General features: G+C 51.5%; 24 protein-coding genes and 1 pseudogene. 15 read left to right on the plus strand and 10 right to left on the minus strand.

Going from position 1 to position 20,240, the window contains the following annotated elements; genetic code table 11:
• Positions 1 to 13: 13 nt before the first annotated feature.
• The 10 genes from ACN0YN_RS14820 to ACN0YN_RS14865 all read right to left on the minus strand — a co-directional run bounded on the left by ACN0YN_RS14820 (position 14) and on the right by ACN0YN_RS14865 (position 10,000).
• Positions 14 to 1,330: a DUF1552 domain-containing protein gene (locus tag ACN0YN_RS14820; RefSeq protein ID WP_417385799.1), complete on the minus strand. Its 1,317-nt coding sequence runs from the start codon at positions 1,328 to 1,330 to the stop codon at positions 14 to 16.
• A complete protein-coding gene (locus tag ACN0YN_RS14825; RefSeq protein WP_417385800.1) occupies positions 1,327 to 4,047 on the minus strand; it encodes a DUF1588 domain-containing protein in 2,721 nt (906 codons plus the stop codon). Before ACN0YN_RS14825 ends, ACN0YN_RS14820 begins: the two co-directional genes overlap by 4 nt.
• The gene (locus ACN0YN_RS14830; protein WP_417385801.1) at positions 4,048 to 4,455 is read right to left on the minus strand and encodes a hypothetical protein; all 408 of its coding nucleotides are present in this window, start codon (positions 4,453 to 4,455) and stop codon (positions 4,048 to 4,050) included.
• A 90-nt stretch (positions 4,456 to 4,545) separates the two neighbouring features.
• Positions 4,546 to 5,490 carry a DUF1559 domain-containing protein gene (locus ACN0YN_RS14835; RefSeq protein ID WP_417385802.1) on the minus strand — a complete coding sequence of 315 codons (945 nt, stop codon included), beginning with the start codon at positions 5,488 to 5,490 and terminating at the stop codon, positions 4,546 to 4,548.
• 130 nt (positions 5,491 to 5,620) lie between these two features.
• A complete protein-coding gene (locus ACN0YN_RS14840; RefSeq protein ID WP_417385803.1) occupies positions 5,621 to 6,331 on the minus strand; it encodes a GntR family transcriptional regulator in 711 nt (236 codons plus the stop codon).
• A 417-nt stretch (positions 6,332 to 6,748) separates the two neighbouring features.
• Positions 6,749 to 7,633 carry an SDR family NAD(P)-dependent oxidoreductase gene (locus ACN0YN_RS14845; RefSeq protein WP_417385804.1) on the minus strand — a complete coding sequence of 295 codons (885 nt, stop codon included), beginning with the start codon at positions 7,631 to 7,633 and terminating at the stop codon, positions 6,749 to 6,751.
• A 174-nt stretch (positions 7,634 to 7,807) separates the two neighbouring features.
• Positions 7,808 to 8,014: a hypothetical protein gene (locus ACN0YN_RS14850; RefSeq protein ID WP_417385805.1), complete on the minus strand. Its 207-nt coding sequence runs from the start codon at positions 8,012 to 8,014 to the stop codon at positions 7,808 to 7,810.
• Positions 8,015 to 8,098: 84 nt separating this feature from the next.
• Complete coding sequence (locus tag ACN0YN_RS14855; RefSeq protein WP_417385806.1) at positions 8,099 to 8,566, minus strand: DinB family protein; 468 nt, start codon at positions 8,564 to 8,566, stop codon at positions 8,099 to 8,101.
• Between the two features lie 144 nt (positions 8,567 to 8,710).
• On the minus strand, positions 8,711 to 9,469 hold the full coding sequence (locus ACN0YN_RS14860; RefSeq protein WP_417385807.1) for an intradiol ring-cleavage dioxygenase: 759 nt from the start codon (positions 9,467 to 9,469) through the stop codon (positions 8,711 to 8,713).
• A gap of 120 nt (positions 9,470 to 9,589) precedes the next feature.
• Positions 9,590 to 10,000: a hypothetical protein gene (locus tag ACN0YN_RS14865; RefSeq protein ID WP_417385808.1), complete on the minus strand. Its 411-nt coding sequence runs from the start codon at positions 9,998 to 10,000 to the stop codon at positions 9,590 to 9,592.
• Positions 10,001 to 10,509: 509 nt separating this feature from the next.
• On the opposite strand from ACN0YN_RS14865, the gene ACN0YN_RS14870 reads away from it, so the two are divergent.
• From ACN0YN_RS14870 to ACN0YN_RS14940, 15 genes and pseudogenes are all read left to right on the plus strand, one after another.
• Positions 10,510 to 11,628 (plus strand): DUF3500 domain-containing protein, encoded by a 1,119-nt coding sequence (locus ACN0YN_RS14870; RefSeq protein ID WP_417385809.1) that lies wholly within the window; start codon positions 10,510 to 10,512, stop codon positions 11,626 to 11,628.
• A gap of 32 nt (positions 11,629 to 11,660) precedes the next feature.
• Positions 11,661 to 12,425, plus strand: coding sequence for a hypothetical protein (locus ACN0YN_RS14875; RefSeq protein ID WP_417385810.1), 765 nt, complete (start codon positions 11,661 to 11,663; stop codon positions 12,423 to 12,425).
• Positions 12,426 to 12,601: 176 nt separating this feature from the next.
• A pseudogene (locus tag ACN0YN_RS14880) lies at positions 12,602 to 13,045 on the plus strand (GNAT family N-acetyltransferase).
• A 38-nt stretch (positions 13,046 to 13,083) separates the two neighbouring features.
• Entirely contained in the window at positions 13,084 to 13,437 is a 354-nt protein-coding gene (locus ACN0YN_RS14885) for a VOC family protein (RefSeq protein WP_417385811.1), read from the plus strand.
• Positions 13,438 to 13,631: 194 nt separating this feature from the next.
• Entirely contained in the window at positions 13,632 to 14,309 is a 678-nt protein-coding gene (locus ACN0YN_RS14890) for a hypothetical protein (RefSeq protein WP_417385812.1), read from the plus strand.
• A gap of 81 nt (positions 14,310 to 14,390) precedes the next feature.
• Complete coding sequence (locus tag ACN0YN_RS14895; protein WP_417385813.1) at positions 14,391 to 15,110, plus strand: hypothetical protein; 720 nt, start codon at positions 14,391 to 14,393, stop codon at positions 15,108 to 15,110.
• A 197-nt stretch (positions 15,111 to 15,307) separates the two neighbouring features.
• Positions 15,308 to 15,682 (plus strand): DUF805 domain-containing protein, encoded by a 375-nt coding sequence (locus tag ACN0YN_RS14900; RefSeq protein WP_417385814.1) that lies wholly within the window; start codon positions 15,308 to 15,310, stop codon positions 15,680 to 15,682.
• Positions 15,683 to 15,806: 124 nt separating this feature from the next.
• Entirely contained in the window at positions 15,807 to 16,208 is a 402-nt protein-coding gene (locus ACN0YN_RS14905; protein WP_417385815.1) for a DUF805 domain-containing protein, read from the plus strand.
• Positions 16,209 to 16,438: 230 nt separating this feature from the next.
• Positions 16,439 to 17,074 (plus strand): SET domain-containing protein, encoded by a 636-nt coding sequence (locus tag ACN0YN_RS14910; protein ID WP_417385816.1) that lies wholly within the window; start codon positions 16,439 to 16,441, stop codon positions 17,072 to 17,074.
• A 62-nt stretch (positions 17,075 to 17,136) separates the two neighbouring features.
• The gene (locus tag ACN0YN_RS14915; RefSeq protein WP_417385817.1) at positions 17,137 to 17,517 is read left to right on the plus strand and encodes a hypothetical protein; all 381 of its coding nucleotides are present in this window, start codon (positions 17,137 to 17,139) and stop codon (positions 17,515 to 17,517) included.
• A 165-nt stretch (positions 17,518 to 17,682) separates the two neighbouring features.
• Complete coding sequence (locus ACN0YN_RS14920; protein ID WP_417385818.1) at positions 17,683 to 18,105, plus strand: hypothetical protein; 423 nt, start codon at positions 17,683 to 17,685, stop codon at positions 18,103 to 18,105.
• A 17-nt stretch (positions 18,106 to 18,122) separates the two neighbouring features.
• The gene (locus ACN0YN_RS14925; RefSeq protein ID WP_417385819.1) at positions 18,123 to 18,395 is read left to right on the plus strand and encodes a hypothetical protein; all 273 of its coding nucleotides are present in this window, start codon (positions 18,123 to 18,125) and stop codon (positions 18,393 to 18,395) included.
• Between the two features lie 174 nt (positions 18,396 to 18,569).
• The gene (locus tag ACN0YN_RS14930) at positions 18,570 to 19,193 is read left to right on the plus strand and encodes a hypothetical protein (RefSeq protein WP_417385820.1); all 624 of its coding nucleotides are present in this window, start codon (positions 18,570 to 18,572) and stop codon (positions 19,191 to 19,193) included.
• 3 nt (positions 19,194 to 19,196) lie between these two features.
• A complete protein-coding gene (locus ACN0YN_RS14935) occupies positions 19,197 to 19,544 on the plus strand; it encodes a 50S ribosome-binding protein YggL (RefSeq protein WP_417385821.1) in 348 nt (115 codons plus the stop codon).
• A 42-nt stretch (positions 19,545 to 19,586) separates the two neighbouring features.
• On the plus strand, positions 19,587 to 20,162 hold the full coding sequence (locus tag ACN0YN_RS14940; RefSeq protein ID WP_417385822.1) for a TetR/AcrR family transcriptional regulator: 576 nt from the start codon (positions 19,587 to 19,589) through the stop codon (positions 20,160 to 20,162).
• Positions 20,163 to 20,240: the final 78 nt, after the last annotated feature.

Consider the following 20,240-nt stretch of genomic DNA (forward strand, 5'->3'; position numbering starts at 1 on the left):
CAAACAGAGTCATTCAGGATTTCAAACCGGTCAAAGTCCCGCTGCTGGAACCAAACAGGTCTGACTCAACCCCCAGCTTCTGCAGCATGCTGACATACAGATTGCATAAAGGGGAATTCTGTTCGCGATTGAAGGCCAGATGCTGACCATGTCGAAACCCGCCGCCCGCCAGCAGAATGGGCAGATTCGTATTATCGTGCGTATTGGCATCTCCCATATTACTGCCGTACAGAACCATCGTACTGTCCAGCAGACGCCCCGATTCGCCTTCTACTTCGGTCAGTCTCTCAAATAACTGACGCAGCAGACTCATTTGCCGCCGATCCGCTTTTTCCAGTTGGGCCAGATGATCCGGTCGCATGCCATGATGGCTGAGAGGATGATAGCCCGTGCTGCTTTTCTGGTTAGCCTGCAATTGGAAGACGGGCGTCGCAAACGCATCGACCATCAGGGTCACGATCCGCGTCGAATCAGACTGCAATGCGAGTGATGCCATCAGCAGCATCTGCTCGAATTTTTCAAACAACAATGCCCGATCGACAATATCGCGCGGGAGTTCCTGTTCCACCTTGGGCTTCGGGCTCTGTTCCCATTCCCCTGCTGTGACCAGTCGCTGCTCGAGTTCCCGAATCGAGGTGAAGTACTGATCGAGTCGCCTGCGATCATTCTTCCCCAGAGACCTGCTAAACTGCTGCGTGGAATCGCTGACCGCATCCAGAATACTCCCGCGGCGTTTCAGCGCCTGCAGCCTCTGTTTGACCTTATCGTCACTCCCTTGCACAAACATTTTCTGAAACAGCCGGGCAGGACTGTCTTCTGCAGGCAGCAACACGCCATCCCGGGTCCACGACAGACTCCGGTTCGCTTTATCGATATTCACTCCCAGATTCAAAGTCGCAAACCGCGTCTGGCGCCCCAGATGTTCTGCCGCATACTGATCGAGAGAGATCGTATTACGGAACCCGCTACTCGTAGGATGCCGGGCCCCAGTCAGAAAACAGTTTTCGGTCGAATGGCCGCCTTCGCACGCGGGATGCGACAGACCGCTGAAAACAGTGAAATCGCCTGCATACGTTTTCAATTCATTCAGATAGGGGGAGAGCTGATAATCCTTTCCTGACGTCTTCGGGAAGAACGGTCCGGGAAGGACTCCCAGATTATTGGAAATCAGCAGCATCCGTTGTGGCGTCGCTTCCTGCTTTAAAGAAGCAGACTTTGTTTGCGCCCGACATTCCAGTAAGGGCAACGCCAGCATAACCCCCGCACCGCGCAGAAATTGGCGACGGCTGAAAACGGGATGCGATTTTTTAAACTGATGATGGATCGTCATGGAAGATTCTTACGTCCGGATGTCAAAATGTTCTGAGGTTGATCTCTTCCTAAAAAAATCGGGCTGCGCACGACGGATTCCAACAGATCCCGGGTGCGATACCCGTCAGCCGCGCATTCATCGAGAATCGATTCGACGTCTTGCCGATCAGAGAACCGGACCGGCGTTCCCGTCGCATAGACGACCAGTTGCTGCACCAGGTTGCGTGCGAGTTGTCTTGGCTCTGCCACGAGCAACTGCTTGAGCTCGCGAATATTCTGAAACGTGCGACCGTCCCGCAACTTCCCATGCGAATCGATCGGACCAGCGACGAAATAAGTATAATCGTGGCCGGCACGATCGATGCCTGTCACTTTTTCCCCTTTTGCCAGACTGCGATAACGGGTTCGAAACGCCCCCATGATATCGAAATCTTCCAACGCAAAACCGACCGGATCAAAACGGGCATGGCAGGCGGCACAGACCGGGTCTCTGGTATGCTGCGCCAGTTGCTCGCGGATCGTTGTAGCACCGCGGATGTCCGGTTCGACAGCGGGCACTGCGGCAGGCGGGGGTGGCGGAGGATCGCCCATAATCCGCTCCATGATCCAGGCACCACGAATCACGGGAGATGTCGAAGTTCCGTTCGCGGTGACTTTCAAAATCGCAGCCTGCGTCAGCAATCCGCCATACAGGCTGTTGTCGGGAAGCGAAACTTTCCGCATTCGTGAACCGCTGACCGGTTGTAATCCGTAATGACGGGCCAGCCGATCATTCACAAAGACAAAGTCGCCATCGACCAGAACGGTCACAGGCAGATTCTCCTTGAACATCATTGCGACAAAGGCACGGGTTTCAGCCGCCATCGATTCGATCAGATAATCATCAAACCGATATTCGGGATACAGGCGGCTGTCCGGTTCATCGCGACGCAGGTCTTTCAGTGACAGCCAGTGATCGGTCAGATTAGTCACAAAGTGCTCAGCAGAATCGGCGGAGAGTAAACGTCGCGTCTGCTGAGTCAGGATCTGCGCATCCAGCAGCTTCCCCTGCTCTGCTAGCTGATTTAACTCAGCGTCGGGGCGCGAGTTCCCCAGAAAATGCGACATTCGAGCCGCAACTGAATACAGATACTGTGGCGAATCCGCCCGCGGTTCCGGCAGATACAGAAAAGGGGGAGAGCTGAGATACGCGGTATAACCGGTGAGCAATGCTTCTGCCAGCGGAGTTCCATCATGCAGTTCGTCTGTCACCAGTCGTTCGTAAATCTGAATCACATCCTCGGGTGTCGGCGCGCGTTCGGCCTGTTGAATGAAACGTCGCAGGAGGCGCTTCGCGTCCTGTTCCGGCTCTGTGGAAACCAGTTCCACCGGCAACGTCCCTTTTTCCGCCGCTCGAATCGGCAAGGTTCCAAACAGCCGTTGATGCGAAGCGGGCGGCCAGCTTTCTGAATCCAGTGGACCCGTAATTTCCAGCCATTGAAATGCCACCCCGGGATGACCGCCGTCCGGCATCGGAGGAAAATCGTAATACAAGGGTGCATTGGGAGGATTGATGGCCCGCGGCACCGGCAGGCCCAGCAGACTGTATTCGAACGTTTCATTCTGCTTCAGACGGATTGTCGTTTCATAGATGCCGCCTTCCGGCTGAATATCGAAGGTCTCTCCCGTCGCACGTACATCTCCCGAAACATCGGGACCGGAACGTTTTCGCGCGCGAAAATTCATCGCAATCGAATTCCAGGCGGGTCGGAGACTGAAGTCATGCTGTTGCCGGACCGCTCGTGCGGAAAAACGAATGCGATAGGCCCCCGGCTCCTTCGCCTGGAAGACATCAGGATAACCGTAATACGGCCAGGATGCGGAACGGAAAATTGCCAGCTCCATCTCGGGATCGTGCCTGTTCTCTTTACGCATCTGAGCCAGATCTCCGCCCGAGAGCGGCACCATCTGCGAATTCTTCGCATAGAACATCGCCTCACGACCACCAAAGGTTCCCGCGGTCAGAAACATCCGCGTCGCAGGCAGACGTTGATGTTCCTGTTTCCGCGGCTGTATTCCTGAAGCGACCGCCTGACGCAACGCCTGGTCCGCCGCATCCAGGTACGCGTCCAGTTGAATGCGCGACATATCCAGTACGGATGCCACTTTATTGCAATGCTTCTGCTCGCGATCCTCTGGCAGCAGATCGCGAATATCCAGGTAAGGCAGTGCCAGCACATCGCGCAGGTTCTGTTCATACTCGTCTCGCGTCAGTCGACGTAACGGCCCCCGTCCTTCGAGCGCCACCTCATTGGTATCCGCAGCCTGCAGAGACTGAAACAGTTCTTTCAACAGTAAATCGCGCTCCGCCTGGGGAAGATCGTTTCGATCCGGCGGCATTTCTCCCGCGGCGATCCGATCGTAGGCAAGAATCCAGCGCTGACGGAGCCGCTGATCATCCAGCTTCCAGTCGAGCTGCTGCAGGTTCAGCTTCCCTTCCGCCAGATCATCATTATGGCAATCGAAGCAGGCCTGCTTCAGTAACTTCCGAACGGTGGATTCCGTTTCAGAAGCAGAACGATCTCCTGCCTGCGTATCTGAAAAAGCGGTCAGAAAGTGGGCCACCAGAAGAAATCCGATTGCCAGCATCCTCAGACCACCAGCGAGCCGATTCTTCGCGGGATGTTTACGGAATGGATGTGTGGCTGATTTCGCTCTGCTCGGATTCCCGTTAGGAAAAACTCGTAAATTCATCATTTACTTCCCGGACTTCTGAGCACTGGAATCCAGTTCGAAGTTAAACGGTGCGTTCTCACCCGGTTTAACGTCGGCGGTCAACTGGCTTTTCTCGTTATAGATCGCAGGGAGATACTGTTCGGTCTCCATAATATCGTACTTCTCGTAAGGTTTTCCTGTCCAGCGGGAAGCATGGATTTCAACTCGTTTCTCTCCGACCGGGACAGTGACGACATACTCTCCCTCCTGTATTTTTCCCTGGGCAGAGTGCGTCGTGTTATCTGCAGAGATAAAAGTGATTGTCCCATCGGGGAGTGGCTCTCCGTCTAATTTGATCAATCCGCTCACCTCCGACTCATTCGCTCCCGTCCCCTGAAAACATCCCTGTAACAGAAGCGGAACCACCAAAAACAGCAGGATACCTTTCATTGTTCATCTCCAGAACCAGATAGAAAAGATCAACCCAAAGTGCCCCCGAGTCACTCGTCAGGCACTCTCCGGAACAGTGATGACAACAGCTTAAAATTCTCCAATCACTTCCCCGCCAGCACGGGTCCCCAGGGACTGAAAGGTTGCCCGATCGATATTCTCAGAGATGAATCGCACCGCACCGTCTGCGAGTAAGCCATGCACTCCCCCCTCATGATAGCTGCGGGCAAAGGTGCGACTGTTCGCGGTACTGTCGGCTCCACACGGTGCAGCTGGAATATCCGAGCAGGCAATTAATACATCTCCGACTTTTGGATTCGGGGTTTCCAGTGTTGTAAAAAAAGTTCCCATACAACGGGGATTCAACAGACGGCCGCGTACATCGTGTTTGGACTGATCGGCAGACAGAATGAGTTCACTCGCCATGAGCGTCATTGATGCGCCATCAGTAATGTCACGGAGCTTCGTGCGTGAGCGTGAATAAAACAGACCATTCAGCTCAGTATAGCTGCCGGCGGCACCGAAATGGGTCGATCCGGAACAGACCGCATAGTTTCCATGGAAACCCTGTGAGCCGTTACTGGAAGGATCGGACTGACCATAGGTAATATTTTTGGGACCTGCCGGATCGCTGGGACACATCATCATCGGAACCACAGCATCTTTTTTGCTCCAGTAAATAGCGCCGGTCCGCGACGGATTCTTCTGCTCCTGCATATACACGTTGTACAACGGGCCCTGATCAATGTATGGCAGAATCATGGGATACCAGCCGGTATTATCTGTTGCGGGACGGGGAGATCCTGGTAAATCACCATTCGTCGGATTGATCATCCCGAATGGAAATACCTGAAAAGTTTCATGGTAATTATGCATCCCCAGTCCCAGTTGCTTGAGATTATTTTTGCACTGGCTGCGCCGGGCTGCTTCCCGTGCCTGCTGAACCGCAGGGAGTAACAGGGCAATCAAAATAGCAATAATCGAGATTACCACCAGCAGTTCAATTAACGTAAACCCTCGCGTGCGGCGTAACATGAGCGTCTCCCTTATAAAATGAATATGAACCCGGGTTATTCCTTATGAACAGAATAAAATTACAGGAACTCCCCTCAGTGAAATTGACTTATCTATCATGAAATGAAAATGATTTCAGGTTGCTCAAGTTTTAAGAATGCATGTTTTCCGACTCGGGAATACCACGCACGAAGATCCCTTCGACGGCGCGTTCACAGGTCGCCTGCAGATGTCGGGACATGGCAGTAGCAGCGGCATCCTGGTCACGACGAAGTAACGCCTCCAGAACCTGCAGGTGCTCTTCCAGAATCTGATCCAGATACAATTCGGAATTTTTCAGTAAGACCCGCACCATATGCATCAGGCGATCATATCGATTCAGCTCTGCTTTCAGCCGTTTGATGCCGGCGGCGTTTACGATGGCGGTGTGCGTTCTTTTATCAATATCCGAACAGAGCACCGTCCACTGATCATCGCGTGTCGCCTGCTGCAGTGATTTTGTCTCTGCTAACAGTTGTCTGATTTCTTCCAGATCATCGCACTCACACGCACAGCGGGCCGACTCCACTTCCAGAATCCGCCGCACGTGATACATCTCTCGAATTTCAGGAATCCCGAACGGAGCGACTACGGCTCCCCGGTTGGGAAACAGTTCCACTACGCCAATTCCTGTTAATTCGACGATCGCTTCCCGTACCGGCGTACTGCTCACGCCATACTGTTTTGCCAGATGCTGTACCTTCAGACGCGTTCCCGCTGGATATTCGCCGGTAAAAATGGACAGCAGAATCTGACTGAATATGTCCAGCCTGAGTGAACTGACAGGCAAGGGATGAGGTGAAAGAGATGTCGTCGCGTTCATAGACAGCCTCCAGAATCGTTTCGATGTAAGAGATCAAGGCAGTCATTTCTGCCCGGATCAGCTGACAAAGCTTCACTCTTTACGCATAATGCATTATGCATAATATATAATATTGAACCCAGAGCTGTCAATGATCAATTGTATTCAGGAGAAAAGGAATCAGTCGCAGACTGTCCTGATTACATCATTTTCAGGCAGAAAATGGGAGAAATTGCTGACGATCGCTGTCTCGGAAACAAATTCAGACTGTGTCCAGTTTTACTGTAGCGTCTCCAGATCCATTTGGACCGAGTATATTAAATTGACAGCCGCTATAGTTAAATGTGATGCGTTCTAGATACGAAGAAGCGATGGGAGAAAAGCAGAAAGCACTGTCTCTTCCTCGGGAAAATGCCTGAGTTCAAACGTCAGAGCGGATCAGGCTGCTTTGGAACGGGTCTCTGCAGCCTGTTCTTTGAAGGGCTGTGATTCGGCCTGCAGCGCCAGCTGCGCTGCTTTTTTCTTCATCCGCTTACGACGACCAAAGCGATGTGCCAGATCCAGCGACCAGGGTGCGATCCGTTTCAGGTAGTACAAGGCATAAGCCACCCAGCCCACCAGGCATAATCCCTGATCGGCATAAATGGCTTTGATCGTACTCTGTGCGACCTGCTGAGGAGTGGTGCAGATCCAGCGGGGAGGAATCGGCGTCGATTTTCCCTCGCGTCCACAGGGAGCGGACTTGAATAACTGCGTGGTCACAGGCCCGGGACAAATGGAAGAAACTCCCAGCCCCTGACGACTGTATTCAGCCCGCAACGCTTCGCTGAACCCCTGCAGGGCATATTTACTGACCTGATAGGCACTGAATCGGGCACCGGCGACCAGGCCACAAATACTGGATACATTCACGATATGTGCTTCCAGTCGATTCAGCATTAATGGCAGAAATTCGCGTGTAATCTGAATCGGTGCATGCAAATTAATCGCCAGCAGCCAGTCCCACTGCTCTGCAGTCATTGTATGTGTCGGCCCGTAGAAGGCTACCCCCGCGTTATTCACCAGCAGATCCAACCCACCCCAGGTATCAATCAGATACTGGACTTCAACAGAAATCTGTTCCGCATCAGACAGATCGCAGATGCGGCAGTTGACTTCCACTCCTACCAGCGAAGCCGTTTCCGCTGTTTCCTGCAGACCCGCTTCATCGATGTCCCAGAGAAAGAGATCGACCCCTTCCGCAGCCAGTTGCAGTGCGATTTCACGACCGATTCCCGATGCAGCTCCGGTGACTAATCCTTTTTTACCAAATAAATTCTGCATCCTGTCTCACTCCTCTGTCTGGTCTGTTGGCTACCCGCGCCGGGAGTGTATGACATACTGTAAGATGGGTAAAGAGGGTTCCAGACCATTGCCGGGAAAGCAGAGGCGACCACATAACCACAAGTACACCAGTTGATTTCACTGGCGTGGATCAGTTGGAATGTTCCGGATCAGCTACTCATTGATTGCCGAATCATCTTCGATCACTTCGTGCAGTTGCCTGAGTATCAGGTGGGGATCCAGATCCATCTGGCGGCAGACATATTCGAGTGATTTCCCCTGGCAGGACTGATCAATTCCCACGGAATCCAGCACGCATTGTACTTCCGGGAATTCGATCACCCACTCTGTCACACTGGATTCCAGTCCAAGATTTGTCATAACACGCCATCCATTGAAACACAGTTCTGAAACGTCACACCTGAAATCATATCAGAACGGGTTCAAAATCAAACAGAAGAATCATCAGACCTGCAGGGCATCCCGTTTTTCCTGGATCGTCTGAATATGATGGGGAATATGATTGGTAATCCGAGCCAGCAATGTTGCCAGAGACAGTTCGCCGTCGTGGGAATGCTGCCCGGTTCTCTCAAACTGATCGGGACTGAGAGTCTGCAGAATCCGGGCCACATGCTTTCGCACAGCCGCGATTAACTCGAATTCTTCTTCCAGGTCCCGTTGTTCATAAGCGAGGCGTGCCGCAAACAGGTCTGGATCGCCTCCTAACAGGGGAGGATTTTCTTCCGCAATCACGCGCTTCATGCGGTCGGCGTAGACCGGCTCAAAATCAGAGATGTGACAGATCACCTGTCGCGTGGTCCATTTACCAGGAATCGGAGCAGCGTCCAGGTCGGCTGTAGACATGCCTTCGACAGCGCGACGCAGCGCATCCGGTCCCGCCAGATATTCTTCAATGCGTTGGGAAATATTCATGATCAACCCGAGCCAGGAGTAATGAATTCAAAATACCCTGCCCGATGCGTTCTGCCAGGCAGGGTTGAATCTTCATTATCCCGCATCAGTTCCGGGACTTCAAGCGGCTCTGGTTTTCGCCAATCTGAAATGAGCGAAAGACGTTTACTGATTGCGAGAAGGACGTGGGCCGCGACCGCCGTTCGTCAGTTCCGACTTACCGATTCCGCCTTTGATCGTCCCGTCGGGATTTTCTTCCGCAGTTTTCCCCAGAACAATATCGAAGTTGGCAGCCAGTTCCCCCAGTTTAGAATCCGGCAGCGGTTTGAAATCAACCAGAATGGATTTTCGCTGTTCCGGGTTGCGGATCTGTCGATAGACGCCATCCTCTTCGTTGAGTTCATGACCATTGATCAACAGCTGCGTGGTTAAAATCCGCCGACCGTTCTTACTGACGGCGACATGGATATGCGGCGTACGAAATCCGCGACCGGCGCGATAGGGGACCGGCTTGATCGTGCGGAAGAAATACTGACCTTTCGAGTCGGTCATAAAGCGACCATAGCCCTGAAAGTTGCCATCGCGGCCATCTTTATTTTCACCCCGTGTGTGAAGATAAGAGGCCTTACTGTCGACCTGCCAGATTTCCACGAAGGCATTTCGCAGAGGCTGCCCTTTCGCATCCAGAACTTTACCGCTCAGATAGGTGATTTCTCCCACCGCGGGTGTGAGGGAATCATTGATGATCAACAGATCGTTATCAGTATCCAGCGGCATCTTGTCCGGATAGAACGGCCCCTCGGTCATGGCAGGTGTCCGAATCAGTTCTTCCGCCATCAACCCGGGAGTTGTAAACGCCGCCATGCTGAAGGCAGACCATTTTAAAAAGTTCCGTCGTTTGAGATCCGATAGTGAGTTGCTCATCACTTTGTTCCTGTCTGCTGCCAGTGAAATAAGTTTACCTGTAAACCATCTTATCATTTAACAACGTTCAGTGAAGATGGTTTCGTTAAAAAACAGATTTTACAGGCTGATTCGGCAGATTTAGAAGGGCGTCGTCATGGCATCCATCAGGTCAATATCGAAGGTATTGGGAATCGTCACCAGCAGCGTGTTGTAACCATCGTCATCGAACTTGATGGCATTGCCCGGCATATCGCCGGCATTCTTTTTGATCAGCACGACATTCTTATCCCGGATCAGGAAATAATGTTCTTTGAGGCCATCATCACACATGGTCACAAACATCAGCACTCCTTTTTTCAGTTTGACAGACTGCACCCGGGTAAACATCGTGGTCCTGGCGTGGGGATGTTTTCCAGCTTGAGTTTCTGCGTTGCTCGCCAGTACTTCCAGGTCCCCCGAGGTTGATTGATGCCCCTCACTGAATAAGAGTAGTGAAACGCAAAACAGAATGATAATGATCGATGATGCGGTCGTAAGTAGATCTTTCACTTGAGCCAACTCCCGCTTTCGGTGCCCGCGAAAGCTCATAAATGAAATTCTATTGTTACTTTACAGAAAGAGATGACGAATCGCTTTCTCTCAACTTATTTTTAAGACAGCTATAAGATGTGATCCGGTGCAGTTTTTGTTCCTCGTTTTTGACATTTTTTAAGAATCTGCAGTAAGTCGCTTCAATCGCTGGGATTGACGACTGCTGCGTACATTCAGTCCTTCGTCGCTTTGTAAAAAATATTGAGATAATATTGAAATAATAACTATCGCGTCTGGGGAATTCCGGGAACGTTACTCCTTTTCCCTGCAGGGAACTGGTAGAAACCACTAGAGCAACTGATCAATCCATTTGAAAATCTCCCGCTTTCCGGATTCCCCGTAAACTACTCCTGCTTCCTGCTCTCTGTTAAGATAAACCGACTTACCTTTGATTGAGGAATGTTCGTCTCGAACGGAAAACATGATTCACACTCCACAAATTTGAACTTCTTATAAGGAACGGCACCTTGAAAACCTACCTTCTTCCTTCAAGTCTGGCGCTGCTGACCTGCCTCTGCGTCACACTCGCCAGCAGCAATCTGACGTATGCAGAGCCAACCAAAGCACAACAGGCGGCCATCAGCCGGGCCAGCAGTGAAATGGCTGCGGCAGCCAAACGATTTCTCGCATCCCTGCCTGAGGAACAACGCAAAGCAGCTACTTTCAAACTGGACAGCAAGGAACGAGACAGCTGGTACTTCATTCCCGACTTCGCCATCAAAGATGATAAACGCACCGGCCTGCCGATGACGCAGATGACACCCCAGCAACAGATTTTTGCAGTCACACTGCCCGCCACCGCGCTGTCACATCGAGGCTTCCTGGAAATGAACTCCATCCGCGCGCTGGAGCAGGTTCTCTTCGAACTGGAAGGCAAAGACTATCGGAACCCCGAACTCTACTATGTCTCCATCTTCGGCAAACCCGATCCCAAAGGAACCTGGGCCTGGCGGTTTGAAGGGCATCACCTGTCCGTGAATGTCACGATAATCGAGGGGAAGCAATTTTCAGTCACCCCTTCCTTCTTCGGTTCGAACCCTGCGACTGTCAAACAGGGACCGCTCAAAGGGGTCGAAGTCCTCAAAGAGGAACAGCAGCTGGCATTGAACCTCGTTAAGTCGTTCAATCCCGATCAGCTGGCAATCGCCACCATTGACACATCAGAGATGGACAAAAAGCTGCTCGCCAAAAGCGTAATTAAAGAAATTCTCACAACGGACGATCCCGTGGTCGACAAAGGCCTGATTCCGCATAAAGGAATCCAGTACGCAGACCTCGATCCGAAACAGCAGAAAATGCTGCTCAAACTGGTTAACGCTTACCTGGGTCGTTTCCGACCAGAACTGCTCAAGGGAACCCATTACCTGGGGAACCTCCGCGATGGTGACCATCTTTACTTCGCCTGGAGTGGCGGGCAGAAGCGGGGAGAGTTCCATTACTACCGCATTCAATCCAAAGTCTTCCTGATTGAATTTGCCAACACCCAGAACGACGCCAATCACGTACACGCGGTCTTCCGCGAATTCGAAGGCGACTTCGGTCGTGACCTGCTCAAAGAGCATTTCTCGAAACATCACGACAAGTAAATCAGACGAATTGATTTCCATGAACAGGCCCGATGAATCATCTTCATCGGGTCTGTTACGTTTCAGAAACGAAAAAAACTTCTGCCGGGATTTTTATGGACTGGTTCTGCTTCACCAGTTACTTTACAGGGATGGAGAATATTCCCCGTGATCCCGATCTGCAGCAGAACCCCAGGGAAAACATCCCTGAGGCGACCGTTGACAGTTCACCCCCCAAATCCCGCCAGCGCTGGATTCGTAGTATCATTCTGATCGCCTTAGGTCTCCTGTTTTTGTTCTACTTTCCAGTAATCCGTGAAACCTATTTTCGTTGCGCCATCTGTGGCATGAACCATACCGAAAAACGAGTCACTGCTTTCGGTTGGCTCATTTCATCATGGGAACAACCGACCGAATCCAGTGACTGGTATCAGGCGAATGTAGAACCTGAGCATCAACATACCTGGGTCCGCACCTGTTTCTCACAACAGAAAAACTGCTTCGGCCAGGTAGTCCTGATGCAGCAACTCACCTCTCTCGCCTCGGGACCGTTCAGTTGGCTGTTTCTGGGTGATTACAGACATATAGAATTATATAAAAGAAGTCCCGATCCAGCTCAGGCCCGTGCTCTACTGTTGAAGCTGGCGTACTTTGAACCTGAAGGCTCACCTGAAAGGAAAGTACAAGATGAAATCTTTTCACGTTTCAGGGAATGGAGAAGCAATGGGATACCAGGCCCCTGGCCGTTCGATGAAGGGGAGTTCCTGAGCCCAGATCAACCCACTACCCCAGATAATCATCCATCTTCGCAAGATTGAAGAGACCTAATTTGTCTGTCAAACAGTTCGGCCGATATATGAAAAACCTGAGAGAAAATTTAAAAATCCCATTCCTGAGCGAACCTGTTCAACTTTCCGACCGTCCGCATACAAACATCAATCTTGATCCCCTTCTTGAATAGCCCTCCTTCAATTTCACACACACAGGAAATCATATGAATCATATCATACGCGAATACCAGACTACAGACCTGAACGACATTCTGACGGCCTGGGAAAGCGCCAGCCGACTGGCCCATCCTTTTCTGCAGGAAGACTTTCTGGAACAGGAACGCCATAACATCCCCCACCTTTATCTGCCTAATGCAGAGACCTGGGTCATCGAACAGGAAAAATAGGTAATCGGCTTTATCGCCCTCCTGGGAAATGAAGTAGGAGCAATCTTTGTGAAACCGGAATTTCATGGCACGGGAGCCGGTAAGGCATTGATGGATAAGGCCCGGGAGTTACGAGGAAATCTACAAGTCGAAGTTTTCGAAGCCAATTCCATCGGACGTCGGTTTTATGAACGCTACGGATTTCAGGCACTCTCAGAATCAACTCATGAACCAACGGGAAATCGATTGCTCAGACTTCAATTCATGCCAGCTGTGACTTAAGATCAGAGGCGTCTTCACTTCAAACTGGAAATGAATCCATGCCTGCTCACGAAAAAATCAACTACGTCGAATTCCCCGCCCGCGATCTGACTGCAACCAAAGCATTTTTCGAAAGCGTCTTTGGCTGGTCGTTCACCGATTACGGACCGGACTACACGGCTTTTTCAAATGAAGGCCTGGATGGGGGATTTTTCAAAGCGGAGCTCTGTTCCACCACAGAAAACGGCGGCGCCTTAATCGTGTTCTTCAGCGAGCGGCTGGAAGAAACTCTCTCCAAAGTCGAAGCGGCCGGTGGCCAGATCTGCAAACCCATCTTCTCCTTTCCTGGCGGTAGACGCTTTCAGTTTCTGGAACCTTCTGGAAACGAATTTGCAGTCTGGTCCGATCAATAAGCGTCCGTTTCAAGCGACTGTGTGAATTCACTTTCTGATCTTGAGTGTGAATTTTTGAGTTCTGCGAGAATGAACTTGAAAATGAACACACAGACAGTAGGATCAATGCTTCCAGACGGAACGCTCTTCACCCGGTGATAGCAGTGATCGCTGACCGGCCCTCCCTTGTTCATGCAACCAGGAACCACAGTCACATGAATGAAAACGCACCCGCGCAACTTCGGACCCTCGATCACTTTGTGGACGATAAATGGTACAAAATCACTGTGATCACCGATTCCGACATCATCATCGCGGCTACGAAAACAGGCAAACAGCAGGCCATTCTTGCTGCGCTGGAGGCAGGCGAGGATCCGGTCGCCGTACTAAAAAAAAATTCCCCCCTCGGTCAGGGACCAAAGATCGTTGCCTTGCGCGACATCGATGCACTGGAGTGGTACAGCGATAAGGCCACACTTACAGCACATTACACCGTCAATGGAAAATCCAAAAAGGCAGAAACGACATTAAGCAGCATGCCGATGCGGGATGCCATTCGCGACGTCGTCCAGCAGTTCATCGGTCCCTGTGAGCAGATGGATGCGCCTGCCAGCATCTGGTACATCGGCATGGGCCCCTTAAGCTTCAGCGGGATTGCGCTCCTCGTGTTTGGCATCCCCGGAATGATAGGCTTAGTCAATCCGGGTCCTGTCGATGTCGACAAAGTCTCCCGTCGCGGTCGCCTGCTCGCGCGGCTTTACAACCTGATCGGTCCGGTCGGCCTGCTCGCGCTGGGAGGTGCCATCATCAGTGGCTTACTCATCTGGTGGTACATCAGCTGTAAAACACCCCCTGTCAGAACCATCGCCCGGCCTGTTCAACAGGGTATTTGAACCGTATCACCCGACAGCTTCCCTCAGCTGAAAATCCACTTTGACATTCTCTGCTCTGAAATATCTGAAAAGACCGTCTCAATGACCGAAGAGTTAATCACTCCCGAAATCGTCAAGATCGACTACTATATTATTGGTCCCTGGTTCAATATCGTTGTGATCACGGATACCGAACTGCTGGCAGCAAGCACCAAAGCCACGAAGCAGGAAGATATTCTTCAGTTGCTTTCAGACGGCGTAGATCCTGGAGAAACGCTCAGAGTTTTTTCTCCCATGGAACACCCGCTGAAGCGAGCCCCACTCGCGGATATTCAGGCACTGGAGTGGTACGAAAGTACTTCGAGAAGTAAGTGGCGGGATGGCCCTATGGAGCTCAAACTGTATTATTTCGACCAGCAGAAAGAGAAACCAAAACGGTTCAAAGTCAGATTCAGCAGCCCGGAAGTCCGTGATGAAATGATCCTGCATATCCAAAGACTCTTTTTGAAATGGGAGCAGAGGGAGGCCCCCTTTACCTTCTGGCGGTGTGGCGTTCCCCCACTGCTGTTCGTCTTGCTCACTTTCGTGATTTTCACTTTTCGGGCCATTTTTCACTTTTTCAAGTTTGGAGTGAAGATTGCGGATTTACCCGGCGGCATCGGGGAAAAAACACTGACAGTCCTGCAGATCGCCTACAGCCGTGACTTCCCCCTCATGATCAGCGCCGTCGTTTTTGCGCTCGGCTGGTGGTTTGTTACCTGGTGGCGTCCTCCGATCAGAACCATTGCCCGACCTGTCCGGGACATTACGCAGGCCACATAATCCTCATATCCGGGCATTCGATTCCGGAGAATTCCTTTTGAATCCCGCTTCGTACTCGGTAAGATGAGTTTTCACAAGCTACTGTTCAGTAGCAAGTACGCGCTGCTTCCGGGCAGCCAGGAAGCCGGCGCGGAACAGGGTCTCTCACAATTCAATCATTTCCCTGAACTCACCAGAGTGATACGAAAGGTATTGTCATGAACTGGTATATGGCCGTCCTCAAGAAATACGCTGAATTTTCCGGTCGCGCTCGCAGAAAAGAATACTGGATGTTCGTGATCGTCAACTTTTTCGTGGCATGTCTTATCGGCATTCTGAGTTGGTTTGTGGGTAAAACTGGCGGGATTATTTCTGTATCGCTCTCTACTCTGTATGGTTTGTTTATCATTATTCCAGGTTGGGCAGTCACGGTACGACGACTGCATGATACGAACCGCTCTGGCTGGTGGATCCTGATCAGCCTAGTTCCGGTTATTGGGGGAATCATCCTGTTTATCTTCATGATTTTAGACAGTGATCCGAATGCGAACGCTTATGGAGAAAACCCCAAGCTGGCTCCAGAACCGGAATAAGCAGCGTATGCACCGGGCAATATCAAATGGGTGGAGCAGTCGGGAACTCGACTGCTGCCGCTCATTTTCCAAGTCCAACAGGATTACTTTCTTCTTCGCGACTTTAAACTGAAACGGTTTTCTCATGAACTGGTATCTGAAAGCACTGAAAAATTTTGCCACTCTCGAAGGTCGTGCCCGTCGGCTGGAATACTGGATGTTTACCCTGTTCGACGTGATCTTCACGGTTCTGTCCTTTGTGATCGGTGCCGTGCTGGGACGCGTCCTGAATCTGGATGAAGCCATGGGGGGCGTCGGTCTGGGCGCGGTATTCTGCCTGCTGTACCTGCTGGTGGTACTCATGCCCAAGCTCTCGGTCACGGTCCGTCGCCTGCACGATACCGATCGCAGCGGACTCTGGCTGCTGGTCTTTCTGATCCCCGGCATCGGACCGCTGGTCATGTTTGTCATGATGATACTGGAAGGAACCCAGGGACCCAACCAGTACGGCCCCGATCCCAAAACGACCGTCGAACCGGCCGCCTGAGACAGACTGTCGCCCCTCTCCTTTCCGGCTGGAAAAGACCTTTCTCGATTCATGAAAAAATTATTGAATCAGGATTGTACAAACGGTCGATTCAACGGTATATATCCTCCTGTAAATTCAACTTCCAACAACATGAGGTGCCATGTGAATTAAACACCGTGTGGGCGAGGGGCTCCGACAAGCCACTACCTGCGACCACACTCCTTCCTTTTGTGTATTAGAGAACCAAAATGATACACCCCAAAACCGAGCTGAAATTTATCAGCAACGAAATCGGCTACGGCGTCGTCGCCACCGAATTCATCCCTGCCGGATCCATCACCTGGGTCCTGGACAAACTGGACCGCGAGTTCAGTTCTCTCGAATTCCAGTCTATGGAAGACATCTACCAGAATATTCTGGACACCTACTCTTTTCGCAATAACCAGGGAAACCTGGTCCTCTGCTGGGATAACGGCCGCTACGTCAACCACAGCTTCAACTCCAACTGCCTGACCACAGCCTACGACTTTGAAATTGCCATCCGGGACATTCACCCCGGCGAACAGCTGACCGACGACTACGGCTACCTGAATATCCCCACCCCCTTTCGCGGTATCGACGAAGGCACGCGACGCAAAATCGTATATCCCAACGATTTGATCAAATACTACAAAATCTGGGACAAGAAACTGCTCAAGGTCTTCAACCGCATCCCTCATCTCCCCCAGCCTCTGCAGGGACTGCTCACCGAAGAGATGTGGAGTGAAATCGTAGCCGTCTCCAAAGGGCACCAGGAGATGAAATCGATTTTGAACAACTATTACAACGACGAAAACAGAGTCGAAGAGCGGAAACCTAAGAAGGAAAAGAACACCGCCGTTTAATTTTCCCGTCTCCCGACCTGAAAATGATTGACACGATCCCGCTCATGCCCCAGACTTGAGGCATGAGCGATCTCCCCTTCATCCGCTGTCTGGGCTGTGAATCAACCGTTTTCGATCCCACCCGGGCTGCCTGCCCCGGCTGTGGACGCTGCCCAGTGTGCGGCAGCAGACGTTTCAAGACGGAAGTCAAAACCTGTCCGGACTGTGAATTACCTTACTGCAACTGCTGTGGCCGCTGTCCCCAGTGTGCCGGGCTGCGCTACTCGGAAGAACTTCCCGCCTGTGAGTGTGGCCATCCTCAAGACGCTGAGAAACTGGCGGATCTGGTGCGCTATGAAGCCGCCGTGGGGGCCAGCAGGCGACCGACCCCGTGGGGTTGTATCTTCACTGCATTCACTCTGATTGCTCTGTTTTCACTGCTGATTTATCTCATTTCGACTTGAACTCTGCTTTTCCAGACTGCTACCATACCGCCTGAGTTTCACACGAAGTGGAACAGGTAACCAGCAGGCTTTCTCTCTGATTCAATCCAGGCATGTCTGCTGCCTGCGGTCGGTGACAACCACAGGCACACTCTCCCATCACCAAACTGTCAAAGGAGTCTCAGGATGACTGCTGAAAATCTGGATCTACCCCACAACTATCTACTCTGGCTGGACAGTCTTGAGGAAGATGCCTACGTCGAATTTGATGAACGGGAATGGGAAATCGCCAGCCGCGAAGAGCTCCGGGAACTGCTGGAAATCGACGACTACGAAGTCGCCTACATCGATCAGGCCAATCTGTATGTGAAACTGATCCAGGACATCACCGGCGATGCCTACACCATGGACGATGAGGGGAACCGAGTCCCCTTCTCGCTGATCGGCACCTGGCTGACCATCGGCTACGATAACGAAGACCTGCTCTGTGTCGACCCGGCGGATAATTTTGCAGTCTGGGGCTTCTACCCCAGTGAAGGAGGCGATGTCGAAAAACTCGCCGACAGTCTGGATGACTTTCTGGAAGGCCTCGAACTGCTGGACGAATAATTTGCAGGTAAACGAACATGTCGTCAGCCCGTCAAAAACTGTTGAAAGAGTTGCTGTGGAGCTTGCCGATCCTGCTGGTGCTCTATGTTGGCGTCTACATCACCCTGTCCTGCCTGGGCGGTTATTTCTTCAATCAGTCAGGCAAAGTTCGCTATCGCAGCATGGGACTGGCAGTCTCCGATATTTCCACCTGGAACCCGAAAGGCTGCAGGTTCCAGTATCGGTTCAAAACACCCGGGGAGAATACGTCAGCCGCGGCAATGATCTGGGTTACCTGTTCGCCCCTCTGATCATGCTCGACCGCAGATTCTTTCATCCCACAGAAGTTCTGATAGCACCGGAAAATCCCGATGAAACCGACTGGTTCCCGCTTTGATCTCATGTCTGGCGATAACCAGTAAAACCGGTCTTTGCACAAACTCAAATCACCATAATGGAAACAATCAAATTAAGGAACAACCATAATGCAAAGCATGGAAGCGTTCCGAAATCGCCAGTTGGAAACATTGCCTGAGGCTTTGAAACGCCCGGTCATGTTTGGGGGAAATACCCACGGAGCCGTTTTGTGGTTCTACCTGCTCTTGCAGGATCTCTGCTGGATTGACGAGCGCGAGCACGATTGGAAAACGGTCCTGAATACCGATTTGCGAGGCAACCGCGGTATACTGGGGCAATTCGAATATCAGCATTTTCAAATTCCCGACTACATCGCTGAAGTCGCCTCTGTTTATGCGCAGGTGGCACACAAACTGGGATACTTTCAACCAGAACGTGTCCTGAATCCGGCAGAATGGAAGGATCTGCACTCCCTGCTCTCCGCCGATTTTTTTAAGCGCGACTGGACTCAGACGGAAATATACGATCGCCTGGGGCCCCCTTCCTGTGAGCATTACGACAGTTACACCACGGTCGCCGGCTATGCCCCTGAACCAGCTGCAGACTGGATCTTTTTTGATTTTTCGCGACGACTTCCCGACGCCAGCGACTGGTTCGAGACGCCGATCTTGAGGGATATTCGCAGAAAAGAAAATCGGTTTGAATTCTTCCCCTTCGCAGACTGGTGCCTGAAAGAAACAGAGGAGAGTTGATCCATGCGAAGACGCCTCCGCAAAAAGAAACATCTGGGTGAGTTCATCGACTGGGCTGTTGCCGTCACTGTGAACCTGATTCCCGGAGCAGACTTTGACACGTTTCTGGACGACTGGATCGAACAGGCTATCGAAGGTAATCATTGCTCGTTCGGTGGTTGCAGCATGCCGGAGCAGACCGAGGGAATCATTCAACTGGGAACCATAGCAAAGCAGCCCGAAAAACGTTTAGAACGTATTACCGACTGGCTCAAACATCGCAGCGATGTCCTGAATTTCCAGTTCAGCCCCCTCTTTGATGCCTGGAATGGTCCGTTCCTCGATTCTGATGGCCAGGAAAATAATTTTTAGATTCAGGCTTGACTATTACAGACAGGTCTGTATACTTCAAACATGACTAAAACACAACGCCCCTCCAATGCCCGGAAACGTATCGTCGAAACAGCTGAGAAGCTGTTTTATGCGGAAGGCATCCGTGCCGTCGGCATCGACCGTGTGATCGCCGAAGCCGGGGTGGCAAAAATGACTTTGTATAACCACTTTACATCCAAGGACGACCTGGTCGTCGAAGTTTTAAAATATCGGGAAGAACAGTTCGACCTGTACCTGAGACAACGCATGCTGGAACACCAGTCACAGGGGTTGAATCCGCTCAAAGCTTTTTTTGCCGCTTTGAAAGACTGGTTTCAGTCTGAAGACTACCGTGGCTGTTCGTTTCTCAACGCACTGGCGGAACTGGCCGACTCCAATCCGACGGCAACCGATTTTTGTTCTGATCACAAACGACGTTTTAAGGAGCAACTCACCGAAATCATTATTGAAACAGCCGGCCCTCAGGCCGCGTCCGTCGCTCCGGCCATCAGTGTCCTGGTGGAAGGTGCCATCGTCACCGCCGTCAGTGAAGGAAACGCGAACGCCGCCAGTATCGCCGAAGAAGCTGCTGAGATCCTGATTTCACAAACGAAATAACAAACCCGTTTTCTTTTATTTAACTACTATTATACAGACCAGTCTGTTTAATATATTTTTGTTTCAATTTCCAGTTTT

The sequence above is a fragment of the Gimesia sp. genome, from assembly GCF_048260065.1.
Lineage (GTDB): Bacteria > Planctomycetota > Planctomycetia > Planctomycetales > Planctomycetaceae > Gimesia.